At 51.5% G+C, this 25,426-nt stretch carries 23 protein-coding genes; 15 read left to right on the top strand and 8 right to left on the bottom strand.

What is annotated here, in order from left to right; translation table 11 throughout:
• Window positions 1–88 precede the first annotated feature (88 nt).
• From BBI15_RS15830 to BBI15_RS15810, 5 genes are all read left to right on the top strand, one after another.
• On the top strand, window positions 89–280 hold the full coding sequence (locus BBI15_RS15830) for a hypothetical protein (RefSeq protein ID WP_068871057.1): 192 nt from the start codon (window positions 89–91) through the stop codon (window positions 278–280).
• A gap of 41 nt (window positions 281–321) precedes the next feature.
• Complete coding sequence (locus BBI15_RS15825) at window positions 322–522, top strand: hypothetical protein (RefSeq protein WP_068871055.1); 201 nt, start codon at window positions 322–324, stop codon at window positions 520–522.
• Between the two features lie 59 nt (window positions 523–581).
• A complete protein-coding gene (locus tag BBI15_RS15820; protein ID WP_068871054.1) occupies window positions 582–1,145 on the top strand; it encodes a DNA-3-methyladenine glycosylase I in 564 nt (187 codons plus the stop codon).
• A 292-nt stretch (window positions 1,146–1,437) separates the two neighbouring features.
• Complete coding sequence (gene mqo, locus BBI15_RS15815; protein ID WP_068871052.1) at window positions 1,438–2,967, top strand: malate dehydrogenase (quinone); 1,530 nt, start codon at window positions 1,438–1,440, stop codon at window positions 2,965–2,967.
• Window positions 2,968–3,053: 86 nt separating this feature from the next.
• Window positions 3,054–3,467: a GNAT family N-acetyltransferase gene (locus BBI15_RS15810; protein ID WP_068871050.1), complete on the top strand. Its 414-nt coding sequence runs from the start codon at window positions 3,054–3,056 to the stop codon at window positions 3,465–3,467.
• Window positions 3,468–3,504: 37 nt separating this feature from the next.
• Here the strand turns inward: BBI15_RS15810 and BBI15_RS15805 are convergent, their stop codons facing one another.
• The 3 genes from BBI15_RS15805 to BBI15_RS15795 form a co-directional block, all read right to left on the bottom strand.
• The gene (locus BBI15_RS15805) at window positions 3,505–4,041 is read right to left on the bottom strand and encodes an ECF transporter S component (protein WP_068871048.1); all 537 of its coding nucleotides are present in this window, start codon (window positions 4,039–4,041) and stop codon (window positions 3,505–3,507) included.
• 371 nt (window positions 4,042–4,412) lie between these two features.
• Window positions 4,413–5,171, bottom strand: coding sequence for an SDR family oxidoreductase (locus BBI15_RS15800; RefSeq protein WP_068871047.1), 759 nt, complete (start codon window positions 5,169–5,171; stop codon window positions 4,413–4,415).
• 27 nt (window positions 5,172–5,198) lie between these two features.
• Complete coding sequence (locus BBI15_RS15795; protein WP_068871045.1) at window positions 5,199–5,648, bottom strand: SRPBCC family protein; 450 nt, start codon at window positions 5,646–5,648, stop codon at window positions 5,199–5,201.
• Window positions 5,649–5,807: 159 nt separating this feature from the next.
• Between BBI15_RS15795 and BBI15_RS15790 the strand changes: the two genes are divergently transcribed.
• Window positions 5,808–8,921 carry a DEAD/DEAH box helicase gene (locus BBI15_RS15790; protein ID WP_068871043.1) on the top strand — a complete coding sequence of 1,038 codons (3,114 nt, stop codon included), beginning with the start codon at window positions 5,808–5,810 and terminating at the stop codon, window positions 8,919–8,921.
• 351 nt (window positions 8,922–9,272) lie between these two features.
• On the opposite strand, the gene BBI15_RS15785 is transcribed toward BBI15_RS15790, so the two are convergent.
• Window positions 9,273–10,031: a purine nucleoside phosphorylase YfiH/LACC1 family protein gene (locus BBI15_RS15785; protein WP_068871041.1), complete on the bottom strand. Its 759-nt coding sequence runs from the start codon at window positions 10,029–10,031 to the stop codon at window positions 9,273–9,275.
• Window positions 10,032–10,185: 154 nt separating this feature from the next.
• Here BBI15_RS15785 and BBI15_RS15780 point away from each other — a divergent pair, with 154 nt between their 5' ends.
• Both BBI15_RS15780 and BBI15_RS15775 read left to right on the top strand, forming a co-directional pair.
• Window positions 10,186–10,800 (top strand): NUDIX hydrolase, encoded by a 615-nt coding sequence (locus BBI15_RS15780; protein ID WP_068871039.1) that lies wholly within the window; start codon window positions 10,186–10,188, stop codon window positions 10,798–10,800.
• A gap of 115 nt (window positions 10,801–10,915) precedes the next feature.
• A complete protein-coding gene (locus tag BBI15_RS15775) occupies window positions 10,916–11,989 on the top strand; it encodes a branched-chain amino acid aminotransferase (RefSeq protein ID WP_068871037.1) in 1,074 nt (357 codons plus the stop codon).
• Window positions 11,990–12,475: 486 nt separating this feature from the next.
• Here BBI15_RS15775 and BBI15_RS15770 read toward each other — a convergent pair whose 3' ends face one another.
• On the bottom strand, window positions 12,476–13,327 hold the full coding sequence (locus BBI15_RS15770) for a TetR/AcrR family transcriptional regulator (protein ID WP_068871035.1): 852 nt from the start codon (window positions 13,325–13,327) through the stop codon (window positions 12,476–12,478).
• 98 nt (window positions 13,328–13,425) lie between these two features.
• Between BBI15_RS15770 and BBI15_RS15765 the strand changes: the two genes are divergently transcribed.
• The 7 genes from BBI15_RS15765 to BBI15_RS15735 all read left to right on the top strand — a co-directional run bounded on the left by BBI15_RS15765 (window position 13,426) and on the right by BBI15_RS15735 (window position 22,827).
• Window positions 13,426–16,521, top strand: a complete 3,096-nt coding sequence (locus BBI15_RS15765; protein ID WP_068871033.1) for an efflux RND transporter permease subunit — start codon at window positions 13,426–13,428, stop codon at window positions 16,519–16,521.
• Window positions 16,522–16,898: 377 nt separating this feature from the next.
• The gene (locus BBI15_RS15760) at window positions 16,899–18,335 is read left to right on the top strand and encodes an alkaline phosphatase (RefSeq protein ID WP_068871031.1); all 1,437 of its coding nucleotides are present in this window, start codon (window positions 16,899–16,901) and stop codon (window positions 18,333–18,335) included.
• Between the two features lie 22 nt (window positions 18,336–18,357).
• The gene (locus BBI15_RS15755; protein WP_068871029.1) at window positions 18,358–18,993 is read left to right on the top strand and encodes a DUF4352 domain-containing protein; all 636 of its coding nucleotides are present in this window, start codon (window positions 18,358–18,360) and stop codon (window positions 18,991–18,993) included.
• Window positions 18,994–19,178: 185 nt separating this feature from the next.
• Window positions 19,179–19,361, top strand: a complete 183-nt coding sequence (locus tag BBI15_RS15750) for an HAAS signaling domain-containing protein (RefSeq protein ID WP_068871026.1) — start codon at window positions 19,179–19,181, stop codon at window positions 19,359–19,361.
• An 18-nt stretch (window positions 19,362–19,379) separates the two neighbouring features.
• Window positions 19,380–20,213, top strand: a complete 834-nt coding sequence (locus BBI15_RS15745) for a hypothetical protein (protein ID WP_068871024.1) — start codon at window positions 19,380–19,382, stop codon at window positions 20,211–20,213.
• 536 nt (window positions 20,214–20,749) lie between these two features.
• A complete protein-coding gene (proB, locus tag BBI15_RS15740; protein ID WP_068871022.1) occupies window positions 20,750–21,520 on the top strand; it encodes a glutamate 5-kinase in 771 nt (256 codons plus the stop codon).
• A gap of 29 nt (window positions 21,521–21,549) precedes the next feature.
• A complete protein-coding gene (locus tag BBI15_RS15735) occupies window positions 21,550–22,827 on the top strand; it encodes a glutamate-5-semialdehyde dehydrogenase (protein ID WP_068871021.1) in 1,278 nt (425 codons plus the stop codon).
• Between the two features lie 49 nt (window positions 22,828–22,876).
• Here BBI15_RS15735 and BBI15_RS15730 read toward each other — a convergent pair whose 3' ends face one another.
• From BBI15_RS15730 to BBI15_RS15720, 3 genes are all read right to left on the bottom strand, one after another.
• Window positions 22,877–23,290 (bottom strand): DUF4395 domain-containing protein, encoded by a 414-nt coding sequence (locus tag BBI15_RS15730; RefSeq protein ID WP_068871019.1) that lies wholly within the window; start codon window positions 23,288–23,290, stop codon window positions 22,877–22,879.
• 119 nt (window positions 23,291–23,409) lie between these two features.
• Window positions 23,410–24,756 (bottom strand): magnesium transporter, encoded by a 1,347-nt coding sequence (gene mgtE / locus BBI15_RS15725; RefSeq protein WP_068871017.1) that lies wholly within the window; start codon window positions 24,754–24,756, stop codon window positions 23,410–23,412.
• An 87-nt stretch (window positions 24,757–24,843) separates the two neighbouring features.
• Complete coding sequence (locus BBI15_RS15720) at window positions 24,844–25,380, bottom strand: dihydrofolate reductase family protein (RefSeq protein ID WP_068871015.1); 537 nt, start codon at window positions 25,378–25,380, stop codon at window positions 24,844–24,846.
• Window positions 25,381–25,426: the final 46 nt, after the last annotated feature.

The following is a 25,426-nucleotide window of genomic DNA, read 5'->3' as shown; positions in this document are numbered from 1 at the left end:
TGCTCACGCAAATGCAGAAGAGGGTTTTCCGTAAAGTTTATAGAAGTTTACCGCATGAATGATGGGGATATGGAAGGCGGGGAATCGGATGGCATCCAATACGGGCGATATTATTGCTGGCTTTGTCGTTCTGGGCTTGTTTCTTTTGGCGATTGTGCTGGCGGTAGCCGCCGTAAAAGCAGCGGCCAATAGGAATAGAAAACCGCAAGCAGAAGGATCGGATTTGAAAAATCGCATCGAGGCACTGGAAATGCGTGTGGAAAAACTGGAGAATGAATAATGAATTGATTATAAGAAGCGAAAAGGAAAGGGGGAAATAAAATGGAAATGCCCGGTGGAATCATAGTAGCACTCATCATCTTCGGCCTTTTCCTGCTCATCACCGGACTTTTGGTCGGCAGTATCCTTATGTTGCTGCGAAAGAGCAAATCCAATAAAGTGGATGATGTGCCCCGGCAAGAAACGCCGGTAAAAAGCGTTAAAGCGGAAGAGCGGGAAACACGGGAAGACGACAGGCAGTAAGAAGCGGGAAACTTGGCCGCTTCTTTTTTTTATAGATGAAAACAGAAAGGGGTGCTCCAATGGCACAATGCGCATGGCCGAAAGACGATGAACGAATGCAGGCATACCACGATACCGAGTGGTGTCGCCCGAGCCGCGACGAACGTTATTTATTTGAAATGCTGTGCTTAGAAGGCGCCCAGGCAGGCTTGTCCTGGCAAATCGTGCTGTCAAAACGCGACAGCTACAAAGATGCTTTCCGCAATTTCGATATCGATTATTGCGCGGATTTGACGGATGAAGCACTCGCAGGCATCAAGGAAAACTACGGCGTGATCAAACATGGGGGCAAGCTCGAATCGGTCCGCACGAATGCCCGGGCGGTAAAAGCCATCCAATCCGAATTTACGGGTTTTGCCGATTATCTCTGGAGTTTCACGGGGGGAAAAGCGGTAATCAATGAATGGCAATCAGATGAGCAGGTCCCAGCCCAATCGGAGCTGTCTGTAAAGCTCAGCAAGGATTTGAAAAAACGCGGCTTTAAATTCGTCGGCCCCGTCACGGCGTATTCATTCCTTCAGGCAGTGGGCATGGTTGACGATCATCTGATCACCTGCCCATGCCACACGGGGAACCGAAAATAAGGGGCAGCGCGAATTCCATCCATTTCATACGAAGACGCTGCTGGGTAGCCGGATATGGAAGAAGGTGCTAGCTCGGGAGCCGATTCAGCGGCTTCAGTGCAGGAATCCGCTTTTTCACCTGACGGATTTGCGCAAAAGGCGTATTTTCTTTAATCCTTACGCAAAATGCTTTATAATTATCTGTTAGTAGTAGAAATTTTGTGTCAAACAGGCATACAATAGATGATGGATTTAATACGGAAGCGGCGGACCCGAAAAGCCGCTAATACTCGCGTAGAAAAGGAAGGTATACATGAGCCATAGAGAAACTGATACAGATGTAATCTTAATCGGTGCCGGTATTATGAGTGCGACTTTAGGGATTCTCCTGAAAGAATTATCACCGGACATGAAAATCAACGTATTCGAGAAATTGTCGAGCCCTGGCGAAGAAAGCTCGAACGAATGGAACAACGCCGGTACAGGGCACGCAGCACTTTGTGAATTGAACTACACGAAAGAAAAGCCGGATGGCACGATGGATATCAGCAAAGCCATCGACGTTAACGAACAATTCCAAGTGTCGGCGCAGTTCTGGTCCCACCTCGTGAAAACGGGCTTATTGAAGAACCCGGAAGAATTCATCCGCCCGCTTCCGCACATCAGCATGGTACAGGGCGAAGACAATATCCGCTTCCTGAAAAAACGTTTTGACGCAATGGCGAAAAATCCGCTCTTTACAGGCATGGAATTTTCCGATGACCCGGAAGTCCTGAAAGAATGGATGCCATTGATCATGGCGAACCGTAAAGACAACGAGCCGATCGCCGCGACGAAAATCGATACAGGGACAGACGTCAACTTCGGTGCCTTGACGCGCATGCTGTTCGACCGTCTCGTGAAAGAAGACGTCAATGTCCATTACCGCCACATGGTGCAGGATTTGAAGCAGATGAAAGACGGGCGCTGGTTGCTGAAGATCAAGAACCTGGAAACCGGCAAACTAGATGTCCACACAGCGAAGTTCGTCTTTATCGGCGGCGGCGGGGCAAGCATCCACTTGCTCCAGAAATCCGGCATCCCGGAATCGAAGCATATCGGCGGATTCCCGGTCAGCGGCCTGTTCATGGTCTGCAACAACCCGGAAGTCATCGAACAGCATCACGCGAAAGTTTACGGCAAAGCGAAAGTCGGCGCACCGCCGATGTCCGTGCCTCACTTGGACACACGCTTTATCGACGACAAGAAATCCTTGTTGTTCGGGCCATTCGCAGGCTTTACGCCGAAGTTCCTGAAAACCGGTTCGTATATGGACCTCGTGGCCTCGGTCAAGCCGAATAACGTCTTGACGATGCTATCAGGCGGGGCGAAGAATTTGTCGCTGACCCAATACCTGATCCAGCAAGTCATCCAGTCGAAAGAGCAGCGCATGGACGAGCTCCGTGAGTTCATCCCGAATGCGAAGAGCGAAGACTGGGATCTTGTGGTCGCAGGACAGCGCGTGCAAGTGATCAAAGATACCGAGGCTGGCGGCAAAGGTACGCTGCAATTCGGTACGGAAGTCGTCAGCTCGGCGGATGGTACGATCTCGGCACTTCTCGGCGCATCCCCGGGTGCCTCGACAGCGGTCCATGTCATGCTTGACGTACTTGCGCGCTGCTTCCCTGAAGACCTTGAAAAATGGGAGCCGCAAATCAAGGAAATGATCCCATCCTACGGAAAATCCTTGATGAACAATGAAGAACTCTTGAAACATGTCCATAAATATACAGCAGAAACACTCGATTTGAATAAAGTAAAACCGGCTGACCATGCGCCGGAAGATTTAACACCGCAAATTTAATGAAAAGAAAACCGCCGAGAGCAATCTTGGCGGTTTTTTTACAAGCATTGAAAAGCAATTAAACTATTTTGGCGGGAGGCATTTATATGGCACAGGCAGGGGATGCACTGGAGATCACAATACGGAGCTACGAAGAAAAAGATTTGGAGCACATCCAAAAGCTGAACAAAAAACAAGGATGGACAGGCCTGGTGGAGAAACATATCCAAACAAAAGAAGCATGGAAAAACTCGAACATCGCTTATGTGGCTGAATCACAAGGCCAGGAGCTCATAGCTTATATAAGAGGGGTGACCGATGGCTCTGTCAGCACATATATTTGCGAACTGCTTGTAGCTCAACCCTTTAGAGGATGCGGGGCTGGGAGAAAGCTGCTGGACTTTGTGCACGCGTTGCACCCTGATACAAGAATCGATCTTCTGGCATCCAGTTCCTCGCGCTCTTTTTACGAAGAGCATGAGTTCCGCCCTTTTTACGGCTTCAGAAAATCGCGTCCATAAGAAATGCCGCTCCTGAAGGTTCAGGAGCGGCATTTTATTAATTTCGGAAGTAAGGCGTTTTTTTCAAAGCGGCAACGACCGGGATGGCGAGTGCCAGGCCGACAGCGTTTTGCACCAGATTTCCTGGGATGGATGCAGCAGGGATGATCCAACTGCTGAAGATGATCGCTTCACCGATATAGTAGATAGCGACCATGACTGGAATGGAAAGCGCCGCAGCCAGGATATTGAATCCGAGGCTTTCCCCGCCGCGCCCGCCAGACCAGGCGATTTTCCCGACTAGGTAGCCTTGCAAGCCGCGAGCGATGATCGTGATCGGTGCCCACAGCGTCCAGCCGGACACTAAATCAAAGAGCCCCATTCCGGCAGCGCCGGCGATGGCGCCTTTTTTCGGCCCGAACAATAGCGCTGCCGTGAACAGCATCGTCGTGCCAAGGTGGACAAGCCCGCCATTTGCCGCGATCGGCAAGCGGATATTGAGTAACATCGTCGCCACAAAAACAAGCGCGATGAGCATCGAAGTGATAATCAAGTCATAGGTTTTGGAACTGGAATAAGCCGTGGTTTTTTGCATGGAACGATTCCTTCTTTCTTGGGCATCTGCCAGGCACAACGCCTTTCAGTAATGTCCTGTAGTTTTGAACTACTGTAGCAAGGAATTGACCCAGTTGAAAGTATCAATTCCGAATAATTTTTAGGGGTCAGTTTACAGGCGGGATGTAAGGGGAGAGTGCGATGGGAGTTGACAAGGCAGCAAGCATGGGCTATGGTTAACTACGCGATGAGCTAAGCTGCATAAGACGGACAGGCATTCCTTCGTGGAACACGTTGTGGAGCGTGGCCTGACACGCCGCAGCTATCGATACACCCCGCATTTATGCGGGGTGTTTTATTATGCCTAAAAAACCCGTGCGCCGGAATTCAGCGCACGGGTTTTCAATTGGGTCAATAAGCGAGCCAGCCGGAATCCGCCGTGATGACCGTGCCGTTGACGAAGCTCGATTCATCGGACGCGAGGAACAAGGCGACGTAAGCAATTTCGTCAGGTTTGCCCATGCGCGGGTTGACGCCCATGCCAGGTTGGGTGCGGCCCATCCCGAATTCGTTGATATGGGTCATCGTGGAGCCGATATTGGTCTCGACACCGCCGGGTGCGATGGCATTGCAACGAATGCCGCTATTCGCGTACATAAAGCCGGTATTTTTCGTGAAACCGACAACGGCATGCTTAGAGGCCGTATAGGTAGCGCCTGCACGCGCTCCCTGCAATCCACCAGCGGATGCGATGTTGATGATATTGCCGGAGCCTTTTTCAAGGAAGACTTTCAGCGCTTTCCTTGTGGCGCGCATGACGCCTGTCGTGTTGATTGCGAAAATGCGTTCCCAACTCTCGTCTTCGATATCGCCGGCCGGTTCGAAATTGTCCATGATGCCGGCGTTGTTGACGAGGATATCGAGCGTGCCGAATTCAGCGACGGCGCTATCGACCAAGGTTTGGATATCCTCTTCTTTCGCAACATTGCAAGCAACGGCAATCGCTTCACCGCCAGCGGATTTGATTTCTTCAACCACCGCATCGGCCCCTTGCTGGTTTATATCGGAGACGATGACTTTCGCGCCTTCTTTGGCGTACAAAGCGGCAATGGATTTTCCCATGCCTGATGCTGCGCCGGTGACAATCGCTACTTTTCCTTCCAATCTCATCTGATTCATCCTTTCAATCATAAGATTTTAACGCTCCAGTTCACAGGCCGCTTTGAGATTTTCGAGCGTATGGCGAAGTGTGTTACGTTCCAGCCGGTCGTAGACGAGGCGCTCCGTAAAACGGTCGAACGCACTGTGCGGCAGTTCGATTTCGAGTTCAAAAGTCGCTTCCGTGCCGTTTTCCATCGACCGGTAATGGCTTTTTTGATGTGCGGTGAAGCTGCCGGTGATGATGCCTTCCCAGAATCCTTCATCGCCGATTCGTTCGCAGCGGATTACATTGATGGTTACAGGGAAGCGCAAACCGACAATGGAAAACACCGTCTCGACTTCCGTCCCTGCTTCGCCGCCGCCGTCAATCCTTTCGGGTTTGGATAAATGATTGTAAAAACTTGTCCAGTTTCCGGGCTTCTTGGCGAACTGGAACACTTCATCGATCGGCGCCCGGATGAATATGCTTTGACGGGCACGAGTCATTATCATCCCCCCTTGGTATCGAGTGAGTACATAATAACTGAAAATTAAGTTTATTATAAGTCGAAAGTACTTCCTGTGTAAAGCAGCTCCGCTTGAAGACATCTGCGGCATGACGGATAATGAAAACACGAAGTCACCACAGAGAAGAAAGGGGTCGCCATGGAATTTTGGATCAGCGATCGACATATCCGTAAATTATGCGGCCAAACTGCCTATAAAAAAGGCCAGGCGTTCCATATGGCCGGAAAAGTCCATATTGCAGAAGCGGACGACCAGTCCATCACGGCGGTCGTCAAAGGGCGCAACGCATTCCATGTCGAGCTAACCCGTTCGCAAGCTGGAAAGATCCATGCAGAGTGCAGCTGTCCGCCTGTCGGATTCGTCCATACCTATTGCCATCATATTGCGGCGGTGATGATCTCCGCAGAAGCGCTTGGCCAGCGGGAGCGGCCGCTTGCTGAGCAGATGTTCCGCCTGTTCGAAGAAGACGATAAGCCTGCCGCCCGTTTGCATCGCTTCGACCGGCGCGTGCCTTATCACGTGGAAGCAACCATCCGCAGTGGAACCGAAGGGCGCTTGGCGCTGACGTTCAGGAGCGGCACGGCCATCATGAAAAATGTCCGGGACCCGCTGCGTTTCGTCGCGGCCTTGTCGAACGCCCAATCCGAGGAGACCGCAGCGATTCCGTACGACCCGGTCCGCCATTCGCTCGAACAGCCGGTCCTGGAGCTGCTCGGGGTGCTCGATGAAAGCAATCCGCAATTGGGGGACAATGGAAAATTATTCGTTTCCGCAAGCGATTGGGAGCGCCTATTGCCCGTGCTCCGGAGCATGGCGCATGCCAAATTCGAGAATCCCCTCGGTGAAGTGCTGCCGTTTCATGTAACGGATGCACTGCCGGTGTCATTCAGGCTGGACCATGGCGATAGCGGTTACCGCTTGATTGTCCGCGGGTTGGAGCGTCTTCACATTTTTCCGAAATACGGCGTCGCCTTGACGGAAGAATCGATTGTCCAGCCGGCCAGTGCTGACATGAAGCGTTTGTCGGGATTGCAGGAATTGATGCAAGGGGCAGGCGAGGAGCTGCCGGTGGAAGAAAGCCAAGTCGCCCATATGATGAAGACGGTGTTGCCTGGGCTAGAAAAGCTTGGGCCGGTCATCGTGACGGAAAAAGCCATCGAGAAGATCGGGGAAACGCCGCTGCGCGCGAAACTGTATCTCGACCGCGTGCGCAGCCGATTGCTCGCAGGCCTTGAATTTCATTACGGACAGCTCATCATCAATCCATGCGAAGAGCCCGACGGAACTTATCGTCAGTATCCGGGCGTGTTCCGCCAGCTTGATAAAGAACGGGCCATCATGGACTTGATGGAATCGGGGCGGCTGACGAAAACGGACGGCGGTTTTTATTTGCAGGACGAGGAAGCGGAGTATGATTTCCTTTACGATACGGTTCCGCTGCTTGAACGATGGCTCGAAGTTTATGCGACGACTTCGGTGAAAATGCGCATCCAAAAAACCTTGCCGGGGCCGAAAATCCGTGTCAATTTGCCGAAAGACCGGACCGATTGGCTGGAGTTCCGCTTCGATCTCGGGGGCATACCGGAAGAAGAGCTGCGGGGCATTATCCGTGCCATCCGTGAGAAAAAGCGCTATTTCCGCATCCCTGACGGTACGTTAATGTCGCTTGAAACACTAGGAATGGCGGCATTTGAAGAGTATTTGGAGACGATGAACATCGATGAACATAATTTTGAACGCGTCCAACGAGTGCCGCTGCTTGAAGGCATGCGGCTTGCCGGAAGCCTCGAACAGCATGAGTTATCGGAGGCCGGGGCGGAATTTGCGCGCTTGCTGAAAGAGCTGCACCATCCGTGGACGCAATCACAACAATTGCCGGCTCGTTTTGAAGGCATTTTGCGAGATTACCAAGAGCGCGGATTCAGCTGGTTCCGTCTGCTCGCGAAATATGGGTTCGGCGGCATCTTGGCCGATGAGATGGGACTCGGGAAAACGGTCCAGAGCATCGCTTTCGTGGAGTCTGTACTAGAAGATATCCGCATGAGCGACGAGCCGGCGCTGATCGTTGCGCCTTCTTCGCTTATGTACAATTGGCAAGCCGAATTCGAACGTTTCGCACCCGGGATCCGGATGGTCATCATCGACGGCCCGAAAGCAAAGCGGACGCAGGCCTTGAAAGAGCCAGGCGATGTGTACATCACTTCCTATCCGGCGTTGCGAATGGACCGCGGAGCCTATAAAGACTGGTCGTTCCATACGATCTTCTTCGACGAAGCGCAGGCGTTTAAGAATCCGGCGACCCAAACCGCAAAAGCCGTGAAAGAGCTGAAGGCGCGGCATCGTTTTGCGCTCACCGGGACGCCGATCGAAAACTCGCTCGATGAACTGTGGTCGATCTTTAATGTCGTCTTTCCGGCACTGCTTCCGGACCGCAACCAGTTTGCGGAACTGCGCAACGCCGATATCGCGAAGCGCGTGCGGCCGTTCCTGTTGCGCCGGACGAAAGCGGAAGTGCTTGGGGAAGTGCCTCAAAAGACCGAGCGTATCGAACATTCGGAGCTCCACGAAGAGCAGAAGAAACTGTACACGGCTTATCTAGCAGAACTGCGCCACGAAGCCTTGAAGCATCTGCGCGACAACAGCATGCGCAAAAACCGCATCCGTATTCTCGCGGGATTGACGCGCCTGCGGCAATTATGCTGCCACCCGTCGTTGTTTGTGGAAGATTACAAAGGGGGTTCGGCGAAGTTCGATCAATTGCTGGAGATCTTGGAAGAAGCGCGCTTGACCGGCCGCCGTGTGCTGGTGTTTTCACAGTTCACGGGCATGCTTAACATCATCGGGCAGTCGCTGTTGCGCTCGGGAAGATCGTATTTCTACTTGGATGGCTCGACGCCGCCGAAAGAGCGCGTGGAATTATGCGACCGTTTTAACGAAGGCGAGGAAAACCTGTTTTTGATTTCCTTGAAAGCGGGTGGCACTGGGCTCAATTTGACGGGTGCCGATACGGTCATCCTGTATGATTTGTGGTGGAACCCAGCAGTCGAGCAGCAGGCAGCGGACCGTGCGCACCGGATGGGGCAGAAGCGGGAAGTTCAAGTACTGCGTTTGGTGGCGAAGGGGACGATCGAAGAAAAAATGTATGACCTCCAGTTGCGCAAGCAGGATTTGGTGGATGAGATGATCCAATCCGGTCCGGAAGCCGTGCAGTCGATGAGCGAAGAAGACATTCGGGAGATTTTGATGATTTGAAGATATAATTGATGAATTATACTGTCTGTTAGTTGAGGCAAGTGTGGCCGGTGCCAATTTCAATGGTTGCCTTGGGCTCGCAGGATGCGAGTCATGCAGCTGATGCGACAGGACATCGCGTTTTCAGCTGCCCGGGAATGGCCCGATCAATGTTGCAAATGTAATCTCAAATCCACTTCACTTATTCATTTGCACGGTCCCCCAGGAGTCAGCCATTTTCGCTCCGTCTCTAGTTTAAGAGTGGGAAGTTGTTGCATCGCTTTCTAAAAGTAGGATATAAAATGGATACTCCAGTCGACCGTTATCCAAATAGTTATAAAGAAAGCTCTCCCTATGCGGAAGAGCTTTTTGCTATTTCTTGACGATATAAGCCATATGGCGGCCGCATTGTTTATCTTCGCGGTAAGAGAAGCCGTCTGGGCTTTTGAAAGTGCAGCTCCGGTCGATGTCGATATATTCAGCGGGAATGCCTGCGCGTTCCAATTGGGTTTTGACAGTCAACTGGTTATCGATGTGGTATTTCCCGGTTTCTTCGTTAAAGTCGATGAACGGATCCGCATAGCCGAGTGCTTTGAATTTCATGTAAACGTCTTCGTCCACTTCAAACTTCTCTTGGCTAAGCGCCATGCCGATCTGGACGCGGAATCCTTCCGGCTCGCATTTTTCATGGGCGATCAAGTGCGCGAACAAGTGCGGCACGAGTTCTTTCACCGTGCCTTGCCATCCGGAATGCACAGCACCGACCAACTCTTCCGTTACGTGATAGAACATCACCGGCACACAATCGGCAGCGAAACTCGAAACCACAAGACCTGAGTCACGCGTATAGAGCGCATCCGTGTCCGTTATCGCATCATCAACTGTCCGCGCTCCTTTGCCTGCATCTGAATGCGACACCTTCCGGAAATGCTTGCTGTGGGTTTGATTGGCGCATATCAGGTCATTAAGCGTATAGCCGATTGAAGCGAGCATGGCTTCCCGGTTTTCGAGTGAATGCCCGCGGCCGGTTCCGGCGTGAAGAGCCAAATTATTGTGACCGCTTGCCTGTGGGTCTTTCAAGGTGATGCCCGCGGTATAGGAACTGGTATCGATATATGTTTTTCGGTTCAAGTGTATCCCCTCCGCTCCCATTGTAGCGAAAGCGCCATATCTTCGCCAATTGACAGCGGGAGAAGTCGGGATTTTCCGTTTTCCGGGAGCGGTTGAAAAGCCGGTTGCCCCGATTATTTGGTAAGATAGGAAGAAAGGAACTCGAGGTGATGGCATGGAACCGGAAAAGATTCTGGAAAAAGTCAAAGGGCGGGTGCCTGAAGTACTCGGCAACCGGGACTTCTCGAAATTCGCCATTCTACTCCCGCTGATCGAAAAAGAAGACGGCGTCCATATCCTGTTTGAAGTGCGATCGTTTGAAATGAGGCGGCAGCCGGGAGAGATCTGTTTCCCTGGAGGGCGCATCGACCGCGGGGACGAAGATGAAGAAGAGACGGCGTTGCGTGAGACGATGGAAGAGCTCGGCATCCGCAAAGAAGCGATCGGCAATGTATTCCCGCTCGATTACATCGTCTCGCCATTTGGCATGATCGTCTATTCATTTGCGGGCTTTATCGACCCTGAAGCGGATTTCAAGCCAAATCCGCCGGAAGTGGACAGCGTCTTCACGGTGCCGCTGAAGTTTTTCCTGGAAAACGAGCCGCGCGTTTACCGCATCGATTTCGATATACAGCCCGAGGAAAGTTTCCCGTATGACTTGATTGCCGGCGGTGAAAACTACAACTGGCGTGCGCGCCAAGTGGACGAGTTTTTCTATTTATATGAAGACCGCGTCATTTGGGGATTGACCGCGAAAATTCTTATGCATTTCATGGAATTGATCCGCTGAGCCGTTTGGCCGATATTTAAGGAATTTCCGAAACGCTCTTTTCAGCTTGAACGATGATGTGTATAATTATTCGAAATCGTGAAAATATTATTGCTGCATAGAAGGAGAAATGACCATGACGACTTATCAATTGGAAGTAATCGAGAATACCGCGAAGAAAGACAAGCCGGCGCAAGACCAGATCCCGTTCGGCCAAACTTTCACTGACCATATGTACATCATGGAATACGAAACGGAGAAAGGCTGGCACGAACCGAAGATTGTGCCCTATGGCCCGATTTCCTTGGATCCGGCAGCTATGATTTTCCATTACGGGCAAACGGTTTTTGAAGGCATGAAAGCGTACCGCACAGAAGACGGGCGCGTATTGCTGTTCCGCCCGGAGAAGAACTTTGAACGTTTGAACTTATCGAGCGAGCGCCTCAGCATCCCGCCGATCGACGAAGAATTGGCGCTCGAGCACTTGAAGCAATTGATCAAGCTCGAAAAGGACTGGGTTCCGAAAACACCGGGCACTTCGCTTTATATCCGTCCATATATCATCTCGACGGACGCCAATTTGGCAGTAGGGCCATCGTCTACATATAAATACATGGTGATCCTATCACCTGTCGGCTCTTATTTCCCGGGCGGCCTGCAGCCGGTTGTCATCCATGTGGAAGACAAGTTCACGCGTGCGGTCAAAGGCGGTACGGGAATGGCGAAAACGGCGGGGAACTATTCGTCCGGCTACCAGGCACAGGCGAACGCCAAGAAAGAAGGCAATGCGGACGTGTTGTGGCTCGATGGCGTCGAGAAGCGCTATATCGAGGAAGTCGGCAGCATGAACATCTTCTTCAAGATTGACGGGGAGATCGTGACGCCTGAACTGAACGGCAGCATCCTGAAAGGCATCACGCGCATGTCGATCATTGAATTGCTGAACTCGTGGGGCATCCCGGTAACGGAAAAACGCATCGCGATCGATGAGCTATACGAAGCGTACCAAGCAGGAAAGGTCGAGGAAGCATTCGGTACGGGAACGGCCGCGGTCATCTCCCCGGTCGGCGAACTCAACTGGCAGGGCCAGAAAATGATCATCAACAACCACGAGATCGGTGAGTTATCGCAAAAGCTGTACGATACGATCACCGGCATCCAGACAGGCAAAGTCGAGGACACGCTCGACTGGACTGTGGAAATCAACTAAATCAATGCCTATAAAAAGCCCGGACATCAATTGTCCGGGCTTTTTCAGGCTGTCGAGAAAGTTAAAAGTCGTATTTTCCGAAGCTTATCGCACGACTCCGCGGGCGGGAATCGAGCCTCCTCAGCCGCTATCGAAAACCCTTGTGCTCCCACATCTGCTCTCACATTTGCAAGCAAATGCATCGCAAAAAACATTGCAAGCAGATGCGTCGCAAATGAATGTGCTCAGCGAAGCTTCGCTCATTCATTGCCTGCGGGGTCTCTCAAACCCGTCGCTTCGCTGCTCCCGCAGGAAAGATAAGGTCGAACTACGTGAGATCTTACCTTTGCGAAGTAATGCGCAGCATTATTGAGCAGAAGGTTTTACGAGCGAACGCTTCTCCAAATACTGAGATAATTCGTTGTTTTTTAATTGTGGAATAGCTTCACACTCTTTTCATTTATTGAAGATTATAGACTTCTTCAACACTCTGAAAAAGCCCGGACATCAATTGTCTGGGCTTTTTTTCTGTTCGTATTTCTTCAGTAAATAAGATAGCCATTTGGCGGGGGCGTAGTCGTAGAGATTGGCCTGCAAGCCTTGGAGGATGGCCCGTCTTGGCGTTTCCGTTTTCAGTTCCTCGGCGAGCAGCGCAATCGACTCGGCAATGAGCGGTGGATGCCGCTCGTCTTCCAGTAATTCTTCGATCACCGACAGTAATTTTTCTGCGGTGGTCACTTCTTCCGGGCCAGGCATCGGCAATTCGACCATTTCCTCCGTCAAGTAAGCCGCAGTGGAATGGATGGCCAAAACATTGGTCTTTTCCACGAGGAGCTCTGCAATCTTTTCGATATCGTGCGGGTACGGATGGAACAGGACGAGCTGCGAATAAATGCGGACGAAGCCTTTGATGGATACGAGTAAATCATAGCGCCGCCCTTGAAGCTGTTCCCCGTATAATTCGTTCAATAACGACAGCAGCGAACGATCGATCCACGCGTCGTAATGGATGAGCTTCTCCAAAATTTCCTCGTTTAAGGCGTGCATCGGTTCACGCGCATAGATTTTGGCAAAATCTGCATGCTTCTCGAGCAAAGCCAGGTGAGCCAGGAAATAGAGGCGCAGTTTATCATCAGGTGTTTTAGAGCTGTTGACTACACGGTCAATATCTGCCACAAAACCTTTCATGAATGAATCGATGATTTCCTTGATCAAGGACTCTTTGGAAGGGAAAGACAGATAGAATGCGCCTTTCGAGATGCCTGTCGCTTGAGTGATATGCTGGACTGACGTCGATTCAATACCTTTTTCGGCAAATAGTTGAAGTGCAGATTCCAGAATCTGTTGCTTTTTTGACATATTTGTTTCCTCTTTTCGTATCGCTTATTTGACGCTTGACCACTTGGTCATTAGTATGGAATAGTAAATGGATTTCGTCAAAGAAAGGAAGAAGTAGTGTGCAAGGATTAGTGCGTTTTGTTCTGAAAAACAAATTTGCTGTGTGGCTGTTGACTTTAATTGTAACCTTTGCCGGCATTTATTCAACAACCCAAATGAAGATGGAGTCGATTCCTGATATTTCGATTCCTTATTTGATCGTCTCGGGGGTCTACCCGGGCGCTGCGCCTGAGCAGGTGATGGAAGAGGTTTCGATACCTGTCGAACAGGCAGTGGAAAGCCTGGAGGATGTCAAAGCGGTTTATTCGAATTCCTCCTCGAATGTTTCCCAGATCCAGATCGAATACGATTACGGTGTCGATATGGATGAGAAAAAGCGGGAACTTGAATCCGCCATCGATGGCGTGAGCTTGCCGGAGGAAGTGGAGACGCCGTCGATCATGTCGATCGGCCTCAATATGTTCCCGGTCGTCGCGCTGTCCGTCAGCAGTGACACGGAATCGATCGTCGAATTGACCGATCGTGTCCAGAAGACCATTTTGCCGGAAATCGAGAAAATCGATGGCGTCGCTTCGGCCACTGTCACCGGACAGCATGTCGAAGAAATTCAACTGACCTATAACGAGGAAGCGATGGCCGCCCGTGATGTCACGGAAGAAGACATCCAGCAGATGATTGAAGCGAGCAATATTGCGCTGTCGCTCGGCCTTCGTGAATTCGAGGAAGGCGAAGAAGCGGTCTATATCGATGGATCGGTTGCTTCCATTGAAGAGTTCAGGGAATTATTGATTCCGGTGACGCCTTCTGAAGACAATCCGGAACCGTTTGTCGCTTTGTCTGAACTGGCCGACGTGGAACTCGTCGGGAAAGTGCAGTCGATTTCCCGGACCAACGGCGAAGATGCGATAGCAATCCAGATCGTTAAGGGCCAGGAAGCGAATACAGTTACCGTCGTCAATGAAGTAAAGGACTTGATGGCGGATTTCGAAAGCGAAGTGGACGGCTTGATCGTCGACATTACGCTGGACCAAGGCGAGCCGATCGAGGAATCGGTCTTCGCGATGGTGGAAAAAGCCTTGTTCGGCGGATTGATTGCCGTGTTGATCATCTTGGTGTTCTTGCGTGATTTCCGCTCGACGCTCATTGCGATCGTGTCGATTCCGGTGTCCATTTTCGTGGCATTGCTCCTGTTGAACTGGCTCGATATCACCTTGAACATCATGACGCTCGGTGCCATTACCGTATCGATCGGCCGGGTCATCGATGACTCGATTGTCGTTGTCGAGAATATTTACCGGCGCATGCATTTAAAAGAAGAGAAATTATCCGGCCGTAAATTGATCCAGTCGGCGACGATCGAAATGTTCAAGCCGATTTTGTCTTCGACGCTTGTGACGATCGCGGTCTTTGCGCCACTGGTGTTTGTCGGCGGAATGGTCGGCGAATTGTTCTTGCCGTTCGCCCTCACGATGTCGTTTGCGTTGCTTGCCTCCCTTGCAGTGGCGGTGAGCATCGTGCCTGCGATGTCGCATAGTTTCTTCAAGAAGAAGCTGTACGGCGAGAAAACGGCTTCGAAGCATCAAGAAACCGGGAAATTGGCGCTTTGGTTCCGTTCATTCCTGGAAAAAGCCTTGAACCATAAATGGCTCACTTCGATCATTGCGGTAGTGCTGCTCGGCGGGTCCTTGGCGCTCACGCCATTGATCGGCTTCTCATTCCTCGGCTCGCAAACCGAGAAAATGATGTATATCACCTATTCTCCTTCTGCCGGGGAGCTGCAGGAAGAGACCGTCGACAACATCGAAGCGGTCGAGCAGGACTTGCTTGAACGCGAAGACATCGACGTTCTTCAATTATCGATCAATGACTCGGCCAACGCCGATATGGCCCAGGTGATGATGGGCGGCGGAGACGGTGCATTGTTGTATTTGATCTTTGATGATGCGATTTCAGTCGATGAATTCGAAGAAGCCCGCACGGAAGTCACGGATTATCTTGAAGGGCTTGACCATTCCGGCGAGTGGGGCGAACAGGATATGATGGGCGGCGGCATGATGGCATCAAGTGAAATCGCCTATACCTTGTATAGTGAAGACCTTGATGACTTGATGGATACCGTAGCGCAAGTCGAGGGTGCGATGACTGACGTCGACGGCTTGGAAGAAGTGACTTCCGATGCGGAAGATCCTTACGTGGAACATACTTTGCGCATCGAACAGCAGGAAATCCTTCAATACGGCCTGACGGCAGGACAAGTCGCGATGGCATTGTCCGGCGGGGGCCAGAATGAAGTGCTGACGACCGTCAACACGGACGGCGGCGAACTCGAAGTCATCGTCCAGCGCGAAGCCCAGCAAGCTGCGGCAACTTTTGAAGAGCTTCTCGAGACGCCGGTGCCGACCGCTGCAGGCACCATGATGACCGTCGGCGAGTTGGTCGAAGTTGAAGAAGGCACCACCTTGAATACTTTGAGCCGCTCGGAAGGCGCTTATTATGCGACCGTTTCCGGCACGGTAACGGGCAATGATGTGTCTGCGCCAAGCGCCGCAGTACAGGAAAATGTGGATGAACTGGACTTGCCTTCAGGCGTGACGGTGGAAACCGGCGGCGTGACGGCGGATATCAATGAAACCTTCACACAGCTTGGCCTAGCGATGGCGGCGGCAATCGCCATTGTCTACTTTATCCTCGTCGTGACATTCGGCGGCGGCCTTGCGCCATTTGCCATCCTGTTCTCGCTGCCATTTGCGGTCATCGGCGCATTCGCCGGGCTATACTTGACCGGCCAGACGATTTCCGTCTCGGTCATGATGGGGCTGCTCATGCTCATCGGGATCGTGGTGACGAACGCCATCGTCCTGGTCGACCGCGTCATCCATATGGAACGCGAAGGCATGACGGTGCGCGAAGCCTTGCTTGAAGCGGGAGCGACGCGTCTGCGCCCGATCCTGATGACAGCCATTGCGACAATCGGGGCGATGATTCCAATGGCCGTCTCAAGCGGAGGCGGCGGCCTTGTCTCGCAAGACTTGGCAATTACCGTCATTGGCGGCTTATTGTCTTCGACCTTGCTGACACTGGTAGTCGTGCCGGTCGTCTATGAAATACTCCGTAAATTCCAGAAAAACAAATCGCTCGTCGATCGCGAAGACTGATTGGCACACAACCGGCTTCCTTAATGGAGGCCGGTTGTTTGTATTGTTGAAGAATAGATTTGTATTCTATATTCGCAAAAAATATAGGCTTCTATGACAAGAAACGAAAAGTAAGATTTCTAAGTGTTTGTAGAAGCGTCCGCTCGACTCCTGTGGATCAGCGAGACGACCGAGACCCCGCAAGGCGCGAAGCGACTGAGGAGGCTTGGGCGCGAGCCCACGGAAAGCGAGCGGTAAGCTTCGGAAAACACAAACGATGAAAAATTATTTCCCGGGAAATAGGATCGCTTTAACAAATTCCATACACGCCCTCAACAATCCCTTAATATTTCTTCGATACACTGGCGATGGTCAACAAACACGAGGAGGAATGACAGATGATCCGAAAATCAATGAAGAAACTTGTTCCAGCTGCCGTGGCGGCAGCGGTCGCCGTGACGAGCTTTACTGCCTCCACACCAGCTGAAGCGCACGGAAATGGCAAGGCCGAAGTACATAAGGAGCACAAAAACCCTGGGAAAGGCAAAGGGAAAAGAAACGGAAAAGACAAGAATGCACCGAAAAACGTCATTTTCCTCATCGGTGACGGTGTCGGTACATCCTATACATCGGCTTACCGCTATTTACAGGACGATCCATCTGCGCGTTTCGCGGATGAAATGTCGTTCGATTCCTATTTGGTCGGACAGCAGATGACCTATCCGGAAGATGCACATCAAAACGTCACTGATTCGGCTGCCGCTGCGACAGCCATGGCAGCGGGCATCAAAACCTATAACAACGCAATTTCCGTGGATAACGATGAATCGGAAGTGAAAACCGTCCTGGAAGCGGCGAAAGAACAAGGCAAAGCGACCGGGCTTGTGGCAAGTTCCGAAATCACCCATGCGACGCCGGCCTCATTTGGCGCACACGATATCAGCCGCCGCAATATGAACGCCATTGCCGATGATTATTTCGACGAGCGCATAGACGGGGAACATAAAATCGACGTCTTGCTCGGCGGAGGCACCAAACTATTCGACCGCACAGACCGTGATTTGACGGAGGAATTCCAGGAGTCCGGCTATGGCTATGTAACATCGAAAGAAGAGCTGCTCGCAAATGACGATGGGCAAGTGCTCGGGCTGTTCGCAGAAGGCGGCTTGCCGAAAATGATCGACCGCGAAGACAGCGTGCCGTCTCTTGAAGACATGACGCGTTCAGCGATCGACCGCTTGGAACAGGACGAGGACGGGTTTTTCTTGATGGTCGAAGGGAGCCAAGTCGACTGGGCAGGCCATGACAACGATATCGTCGCGGCGATGAGCGAGATGGAGGATTACGACCGTGCATTCCAGGCGGCAATCGAATTCGCCAAGCAAGATGAAAACACATTGGTTGTGGCGACAGCCGACCACTCGACAGGCGGTTTCTCGATCGGCGCAGACGGCATCTATAATTGGTTCGCGGAGCCAATCCTCGCGGCACAGCGCACACCGGATTTCATGGCTTCTGAGATTGCAGAAGGCGCCGGCGTAGAAGAAACCTTGGAACGCTATATCGACTTGGACTTGACTGATGAAGAAATCGATTCCGTGAAGAAAGCGGCTGACGAAGGCGAATACTTGGACATCGACAACGCCATCGAGCGCATTTTCGATAAGCGTTCGCACACGGGCTGGACGACTGGCGGCCATACGGGAGAAGACGTGCCGGTCTATGCTTACGGGCCAGCGAGCCAGAGATTTGCAGGGCAACTGGACAATACGGATCATGCCGGCATCATCTTCGACTTGATGGGCGCGGACGTAACGATCGACGATAAACAATAAACGAAAGCAAGGAGCGGATTGGATGAAAGCGAGATTAGCATGGCTGCTTGTCCCATTGGCAATGTTGTGGGGCTGCCAGGATGAGACAGCGCAAGGGACGGCAAACGCGGCGGCTCTATCGGAAGCACCCGGGTACACGGATCAATATGTCCTCAGCCCGCAAGTGAGCGATGACCGCCGGCTGCAGGAACCAGGCCAAAAAGCGCATGATGCAAAAGGCGGATTGGAGCTGCTGGCGGCCAATATGAAGCCTCAGAAGGTGCAGGTCGGCGATATCGAACTGACCATCCATGAAGCGAAGCTGCTGCAGTATACGCCGGATTATAGCCTGATCGACTTCTATCATTCCTATACACACGACCAGCAATTCGAACTGGCGAAGTTCTTTGTTGAAATCAATAATGCTTCTAGCGAAGAAGTGAATTTTGCGCCAGTCGCATTGATAGAGACAGAAAGCGGCGAAGTGAAGACTTGGGAAGACGATGTCTATTTGGAATCGTTGAATGAAGGCTTGGAACCGGGAGAAGTGAAATCAGGGAACGTCGGCTTTATTGTGGAAGACGGGGCACAAGAGCTCAAATTGACCACCAGCAAGCTGTTCGCTGCGGACGGAGAGCTGCTCGCCCCTGCACAAACGGTTACGATTGAGCTCAAGTGAATATTGTACGATTTCTATAGAAGAAACACACAACCGGCTGGCTGCTCGCCAGCCGGTTTTTTTTCGGGGGAAGTGGCATACAAATAAAAAAAGATATCTGAATAATTTGTTTATTATATTGTTTTTTCCATAAAAATCCTTCATGATAGAGCTAATAAAAAGCTGCCTCAAAAGGAGATGGGGTTATGAAGCTAAGTGAACGGTATATCCGGGCAGTGCTCGAACGGCTGCCGCAAGACAAACGGCAGGAAGCGGAAAAAGACTTAAGAAGCAAATTGTCGGAGAGGCTTACGGAACATAGTACCGAGAGCGAAGAACGGGCCGTCCTTGAGGAATTCGGCCATCCGGCACTCATGGCGGAGCATTAAGGGAAAGTCCGGCGTTATTTGATCGGCCCGCGCTATTTCGACTTGTACGTCCGCTTGCTGAGGCTGATCATTCCGTTGGCCGTCCTGATTACGCTCATTGTCGTGACGATTGTCGGCATCGTTTCCGGGATCGGGGAGGACGAAACCTTGATTTCGGTGCTCGGATCGTTAATCGGGAACATCATCGGCGCGATCTTCAATACCATCATGCAGACCTTGTTCTGGATCACGCTCGTCGTTGCCGTAATGGATTGGGCGGATAAATCAGGCGTGGAGACGCCGCTTGGGCTGATGATGGAAGAATGGTCCCCTGATGACTTGAAAGAATGGGGAGGGGAAGGGCCGCTGCTCGAACCGGTCGAAGCGAAAGTGGCGAAAAGCCAGATTTTCGGCAGCTTGATCTGGATGGTCATCTGGACGACGGTCTATTTCAATGCCGATAAAGTGCTTGGTATCTACACTGACGATGGGGAAGGCTTGCGCTTCCAAATGGCGGTATTCAATCAGGAGGTGCTGGTATCGTACTGGCCATTCATTGCACTCGTCATCGTCCTGGAGCTGTCGCTTGCCATTTGGCAATGGCGCGCAGGCTATTGGAATTATCGGCTGGCCACGTTCAATGCCGCAGTGCAGACGGTTTCGGTGCTCGTGTTCGTCCTGATTTTCACCAACTCCAAATTGCTCAACCCCGAGTTTCGCCAGTTCCTTACCGATACATTCGGCGGATCCACTGCGCTTACCTGGATTTTCGGGGGTATCCTCATCATCATGATTGTCGGCGCTTTAAGCGATATCATCCAAGGATACCGGCGAGCCGCTAAAAGTGGAAAAAGTGAAGCGCCCCTAGGATAAAAAGGCGTTTAAGGCAGTGGTACTTTAGAATGAAATAGCAACACTTGTACGTATTTTGCCTGCATCCCTTGTGGTGCGGGCTTTTGTGGGTTGTTAAATATGACTTTATACCCACTTTATATCCAAAATGAAAGCCCTTTCATAAGGCGAAATCCCCTCCCTGAACTTGAAATACCCTCTGGTTATGTTACACTTGCCACTTGTGATTGGCGAGTTGCAAGCGATCAGCTGCCAGCTGGAATTCTGGCTGGCGAAGAATGCGCAATTGCCATCTCCGGAACCGAAATGGTTTATAATGAAACACATCTTTTGAATAAATATTCAATGATATGCAAGTAATGAAGTTTCAAAAACTGTTTTATAAGTATTTTTGAAATTAATAGTTGACTTAAAATGCAAATGATTGCATAATAATTCTTATTATCAGACAACGAAAGTCAGCCATTGTAAAGCGTTTTACGGAGACCGGGTTCTTCCGCTTTTGATCGTAATGGGAGAGCTCATTCAATAATCAAAATCGGGTGGTGACTGTAACAATGGAAAAGAAAAGAATAGTAGTGAAAATAGGAAGCAGCTCATTGACGGACAGCCACGGTAAATTGTCCATCACGAAGTTGCGTGAACACGTCGGGGCGTTGGCCCGCTTAAAAGAAGAAGGCCATGATGTCATCTTGATCTCATCAGGCGCAGTTGCAGCCGGATGCACAAGCATGGGTTATTTATCCCGGCCAAATACAGTTGTCGACAAGCAGTCGGCGGCAGCCGTCGGGCAAAGCTTGCTCGCACAGGCGTATGCGACGGAATTCAAGAATTTCGATATCGTCTCTGCACAATTATTGTTGACGAAAGACTTGTACCAAAAAGCGGATGACACCATTTCAAAATTATTGGAGCGCGGCATGATGCCGGTCATCAACGAAAACGACTCAGTAGCGGTCGAGGAATTGACCTTCGGCGACAACGATATGCTGTCGGCCCTTGTCAGCGGGCTTGTCCGTGCAGACCAATTGATCATTCTGACGGATATCAACGGCATCTATGCAGATAATCCGAAGACCAACCCATCCGCTGAACGATATACCCATTTGAAAGAAATCCCGGATGAACTGATGGAAGCCGCGTCCGGTGCCGGATCGGATGTCGGGACTGGCGGCATGAAGACGAAAGTGGAAGCTGCCAAAACAGCCCATAACTTCGGCGTCGATGTGTTCATCGGCACGGGAGAAGGCAATGAAAAATTGGTCGAGATCATGAATGGCGACGGTGATGGTACGTATATCGCAAAACCCGTTAAGGAATTAGCGTAAGGAACGGAAATTCGAAAGGAGAAGATTGGATGACAGAAGTTCTTCAAAAGGAAGCAGCTTTGGAGACGGAACTGGTACAGAAAGCGAAAAAAGCGAAAGCGGCAGCGGGAGAACTCGCAAAAGCCGACACCACACTAAAAAATAAAGCATTGGAACTCATTTCTCAGCAACTAATGGCTGAAAAAGATTTCATTCTAAAAGAAAACGCGAAAGACATCGAAGCCGGGCGGGCAAGCGGCATGAGCGAATCGCTCGTCGACCGCCTGAAGCTCGACGAAGGGCGCCTTGCGGAAATGGCGGATGCGTTGATCCAATTGACCGAGCTCACGGACCCTGTCGGTGAAGTGCTCGAGCATTGGCAACAGCCGAACGGCCTCGACATGACGAAAGTGCGCGTGCCGCTTGGCGTGGTGGGCATGATTTACGAAGCCCGCCCGAACGTCACGGTGGATGCATCGAGCCTGTGCCTGAAAACCGGCAATGCCGTCGTCCTGCGCGGCAGCTCAACAGCGATCCACTCGAACACGGCGATCGTTTCGGTCATCCACCGCGCGCTTGAACAAAGTGAATTGCCGGTCGATTCCGTGCAATTACTCGAAGATACAAGCCGGGAAGCGGCATCTGCCATGTTCAAGCTGAACGACTATTTGGATGTGTTGATTCCGCGCGGCGGCGCCAACTTGATCAAAACAGTGGTGGCGGACTCGACCGTGCCGGTACTGGAGACAGGCGCAGGCAATTGCCACGTCTATATCGATGAGACAGCGGACAAGGACATGGCGATCGATATCGCATTGAACGCAAAAACCCAGCGTCCTTCCGTCTGCAACTCGTGCGAAACCATTCTTGTCCACGAGAAATGGGCTGAGCAGCATCTGCCGGAACTGATTGAAGCCTTGCAGGCAAAAGACGTGAAAATCCACGGCGATGACAAGGCGCAGCAATCAGGAAGCGGCATCATCCCGGCGGAAGACGCGGACTGGGGAACGGAATACTTGGCTTACGAACTCGCGCTGAAAATGGTAGGAAGCGTCGACGAAGTGGTCAAGCATATCAATCAGTACGGCACGAAGCATTCCGAGGCGATCATTTCGGAAAACGCGGACAGCGTCCAGCAATTCTTCACGGAAGTGGATGCGGCAGCTGTTTACCATAATGCATCGACACGTTTCACCGATGGCTTCGAATTCGGCTTCGGCGCTGAAATCGGCATCAGCACGCAAAAGCTCCATGCACGCGGGCCGATGGGCTTGCCGGCACTCACATCAACGAAATACATCATTAAAGGCAATGGCCAAACAAAATAAAAAAGCGGAGACTGCGGTCTCCGCTTTTTTCTGTTCATTTATAGGACAATCAATAATCCGTTTTCGCCCGGCGGTGTTTCCACATCATTAGCTGATAGCGCACGGTGCAGCCGATGCAATAGCCCATAAGCGCCACACCGGCCGCAATGATGACCATGGCACCGAATACCGTGGCAACGCTCGGCAGGCCTGCTGCGAAAAACAGGAGCGAAAGCCCGAGGCAGGCCGTGGCGATCCATTGATTGAACAATTGCTGGTCGCGGTCTTCCTGCGGATAGCTGTTCGGGGGATTCGGCAAAAAGCGGCGGCCGAATGCGATGAGCGGGTTTTGCTTAGTGATCAAGGTGACGGTTCCGATGGCGAAAGGCACGAGCAAAATCAGTGGATGGAAGAAGAGTCCGGCGACTACAGTAGCGACAAGAAAGGCTTGATTTAGCTGGACGAGCGGTTTTGGAATGGTCATGGATAATCCCTCCGAGTGTGTTTTAGGCAAATGTCTGAAGAGAGCAAGTTAGTATAAATTTCTCCCTTATTATACATAGTTGATTACTCGGAATAAAGAAAATAGCTCAAAAAAGCTGTTCACATCAAACGGGAGATGAACAGCGAGGCAAGCCCGAAATAAATGAGCAAGGAGAATATATCGTTGATGGTCGTGATCAGCGGCCCGGAGGCGACAGCAGGGTCTATGTTCAACCGATACAGGATGAGCGGAATGATGGTGCCGGCGAGCGTCCCGATGATCAAAGTCAAAAGCAGCGAACTGCCGACGACGAGCCCGAGAACCAGGCTGCCTTGCCAGATATAAGCGATGAGCAAAATCAAAATGGCGCAGGTGAGGCCGATAATGATACCGACCCATAGTTCGCGGAGGATGAGCTTGTATGTGCCTTTTCTGTCTGGCTTTTGGCCAACGAGGCCGCGCACGACAACTGCAAGCGACTGGGTGCCGGTGTTACCGGTCATGCCGGCAATCATGGGCATGAAGAATGCCAAGGCGACCACTGTCTGCAACGTGTCTTCAAATCGGCTGATGATGCCACCCGAAATCAGCCCGATAAATAGGAGCAAAATCAGCCAGGGCAAACGGCGGTAAGCCGCTATAAAAGGCTGTGTGTGGAAATCGATGGCCTTTCCGGAGGCGGAAAGCTTTTCGATGTCTTCATTCGCTTCCTGCAGCACGACATCGATGACGTCATCGACCGTGATGATGCCGAGCAGGCGGTTTTCGCTATCGACGACCGGTAAGGTGATAAAATCGTAACGTCCGATGATGGCAGCCGCTTCTTCCTGGTCGGTCAAGGCATCGACTTTCACGACCCGCGTGTACATGACGTCATCGATTTGTTCATCCAGTTCGCCAAGGATCAAATCCTTATAGGAAACGACCCCAAGCAGTTTTTTGTCATCGTCGACGACATAAAGATAGTTCAAGTACTCGGCAATTTCCGCAAAATCACGGATTTTATCGATCGCTTCACGGATCGTGTAATGGCGCGGGATCCAGACGTAGCGGTTGTTCATGATGCGGCCCGCTGTTTCCGGCGGGTAGTTCATGGTCTTTTGGATATAGGAAGATTCCTCGCGATTCATGCGCGACAGGAGCTCCTCGATCATATTCGGCTCGAGGTCGGACAACAGCGAGAGGAGATCGTCATTATCCATCAAGTCGAGCACTTTCGATGATTGGTCGACCGACATCCGCTCAAGCAAACGGACTTGGTCGTTGCGGTGAAGCTCCTGCATCAGCTCGGTCAATTGGCGGATTGTCAGGTGAAGCAGGAACCGTTCTCGGTGCTTTTCAGGCAGATGGCTATATTGGACGGCGATATCATAAGGCTGCAGCTCATCGAGTATGTGCTGGAAGTCTTGCGCCCGGCCATCCTTTAAGGACTGGATCAATGCTAAAGTGATCTCATTTTCCGTCATCGCAAGGCTTCAGCTCCTTTTGTGGAGGCTCCGTTCCTCTTTCGCCAAAAGGGGGAGGCCATCCTCATTTCTGTTTTTTATGATCCGTCACCGTTCAGGCGCATAGTTGGCGATCAGGACGCCTTGGTCGGTCGAAAAGCTTTTCAGCAATTTGAATGCAGTTGGCGAGACGCCATCACGGAATAGTTTTTTCCCTTCGCCCAGTAGCAGCGGAAAGGTCATCAAATGCAATTCATCAACTAAATCGTATTCGATCAAGGTGTCGATGAGTTCGGCGCTGCCATAGACGAGTAAGCGCTGGCCGGTCTTCTTCAGCCTTTTGATCTCCTCGGCGAAATCCTGGTTGATCAAGCGCGCATTCCATTCGGTCCGCTTCAGCGTCGTCGAAACGACATATTTCGGGATTTCATTCATCCGGTCCGCAAAGCCGTGTTCATCTTCTGCAGTCGGCCAAGCGGCGGCGAATCCTTCATACGTGACGCGCCCAAGCAACAAGGCATCATTGCCATAAAGCTGATCCAATTGAAATTGCGCAAGTTCATCATCCCAATAGGCTGCCGTCCATGACGGCTCTTCCATGACGCCATCAAGCGTAATGTACATTGAAACGGTCAATTTTCCCACGGTCATCTTCCCCTTTCCAAAGCTGGATGCCGGAAGCTTAGGCAAT

The organism is Planococcus plakortidis (assembly GCF_001687605.2).
In the GTDB taxonomy this organism is placed as follows: Bacteria; Bacillota; Bacilli; order Bacillales_A; family Planococcaceae; genus Planococcus; species Planococcus plakortidis.
Note: the sequence above shows the minus strand (reverse complement) of the source record. Positions and strands in the feature narration are given on the sequence as shown.

Excerpts from the sequence above, each read along its gene's own strand:
- BBI15_RS15830 (WP_068871057.1), top strand. The coding sequence starts at position 89 with ATGGCATCCAATACGGGCGATATTATTGCTGGCTTTGTCGTTCTGGGC.
- BBI15_RS15825 (WP_068871055.1), top strand. The coding sequence starts at position 322 with ATGGAAATGCCCGGTGGAATCATAGTAGCACTCATCATCTTCGGCCTT.
- BBI15_RS15820 (WP_068871054.1), top strand. The coding sequence starts at position 582 with ATGGCACAATGCGCATGGCCGAAAGACGATGAACGAATGCAGGCATAC.
- mqo (WP_068871052.1), top strand. The coding sequence starts at position 1,438 with ATGAGCCATAGAGAAACTGATACAGATGTAATCTTAATCGGTGCCGGT.
- BBI15_RS15810 (WP_068871050.1), top strand. The coding sequence starts at position 3,054 with ATGGCACAGGCAGGGGATGCACTGGAGATCACAATACGGAGCTACGAA.
- BBI15_RS15805 (WP_068871048.1), bottom strand. The coding sequence starts at position 4,041 with ATGCAAAAAACCACGGCTTATTCCAGTTCCAAAACCTATGACTTGATT.
- BBI15_RS15800 (WP_068871047.1), bottom strand. The coding sequence starts at position 5,171 with ATGAGATTGGAAGGAAAAGTAGCGATTGTCACCGGCGCAGCATCAGGC.
- BBI15_RS15795 (WP_068871045.1), bottom strand. The coding sequence starts at position 5,648 with ATGACTCGTGCCCGTCAAAGCATATTCATCCGGGCGCCGATCGATGAA.
- BBI15_RS15790 (WP_068871043.1), top strand. The coding sequence starts at position 5,808 with ATGGAATTTTGGATCAGCGATCGACATATCCGTAAATTATGCGGCCAA.
- BBI15_RS15780 (WP_068871039.1), top strand. The coding sequence starts at position 10,186 with ATGGAACCGGAAAAGATTCTGGAAAAAGTCAAAGGGCGGGTGCCTGAA.
- BBI15_RS15775 (WP_068871037.1), top strand. The coding sequence starts at position 10,916 with ATGACGACTTATCAATTGGAAGTAATCGAGAATACCGCGAAGAAAGAC.
- BBI15_RS15770 (WP_068871035.1), bottom strand. The coding sequence starts at position 13,327 with ATGTCAAAAAAGCAACAGATTCTGGAATCTGCACTTCAACTATTTGCC.
- BBI15_RS15760 (WP_068871031.1), top strand. The coding sequence starts at position 16,899 with ATGATCCGAAAATCAATGAAGAAACTTGTTCCAGCTGCCGTGGCGGCA.
- BBI15_RS15755 (WP_068871029.1), top strand. The coding sequence starts at position 18,358 with ATGAAAGCGAGATTAGCATGGCTGCTTGTCCCATTGGCAATGTTGTGG.
- BBI15_RS15750 (WP_068871026.1), top strand. The coding sequence starts at position 19,179 with ATGAAGCTAAGTGAACGGTATATCCGGGCAGTGCTCGAACGGCTGCCG.
- proB (WP_068871022.1), top strand. The coding sequence starts at position 20,750 with ATGGAAAAGAAAAGAATAGTAGTGAAAATAGGAAGCAGCTCATTGACG.
- BBI15_RS15735 (WP_068871021.1), top strand. The coding sequence starts at position 21,550 with ATGACAGAAGTTCTTCAAAAGGAAGCAGCTTTGGAGACGGAACTGGTA.
- BBI15_RS15730 (WP_068871019.1), bottom strand. The coding sequence starts at position 23,290 with ATGACCATTCCAAAACCGCTCGTCCAGCTAAATCAAGCCTTTCTTGTC.
- mgtE (WP_068871017.1), bottom strand. The coding sequence starts at position 24,756 with ATGACGGAAAATGAGATCACTTTAGCATTGATCCAGTCCTTAAAGGAT.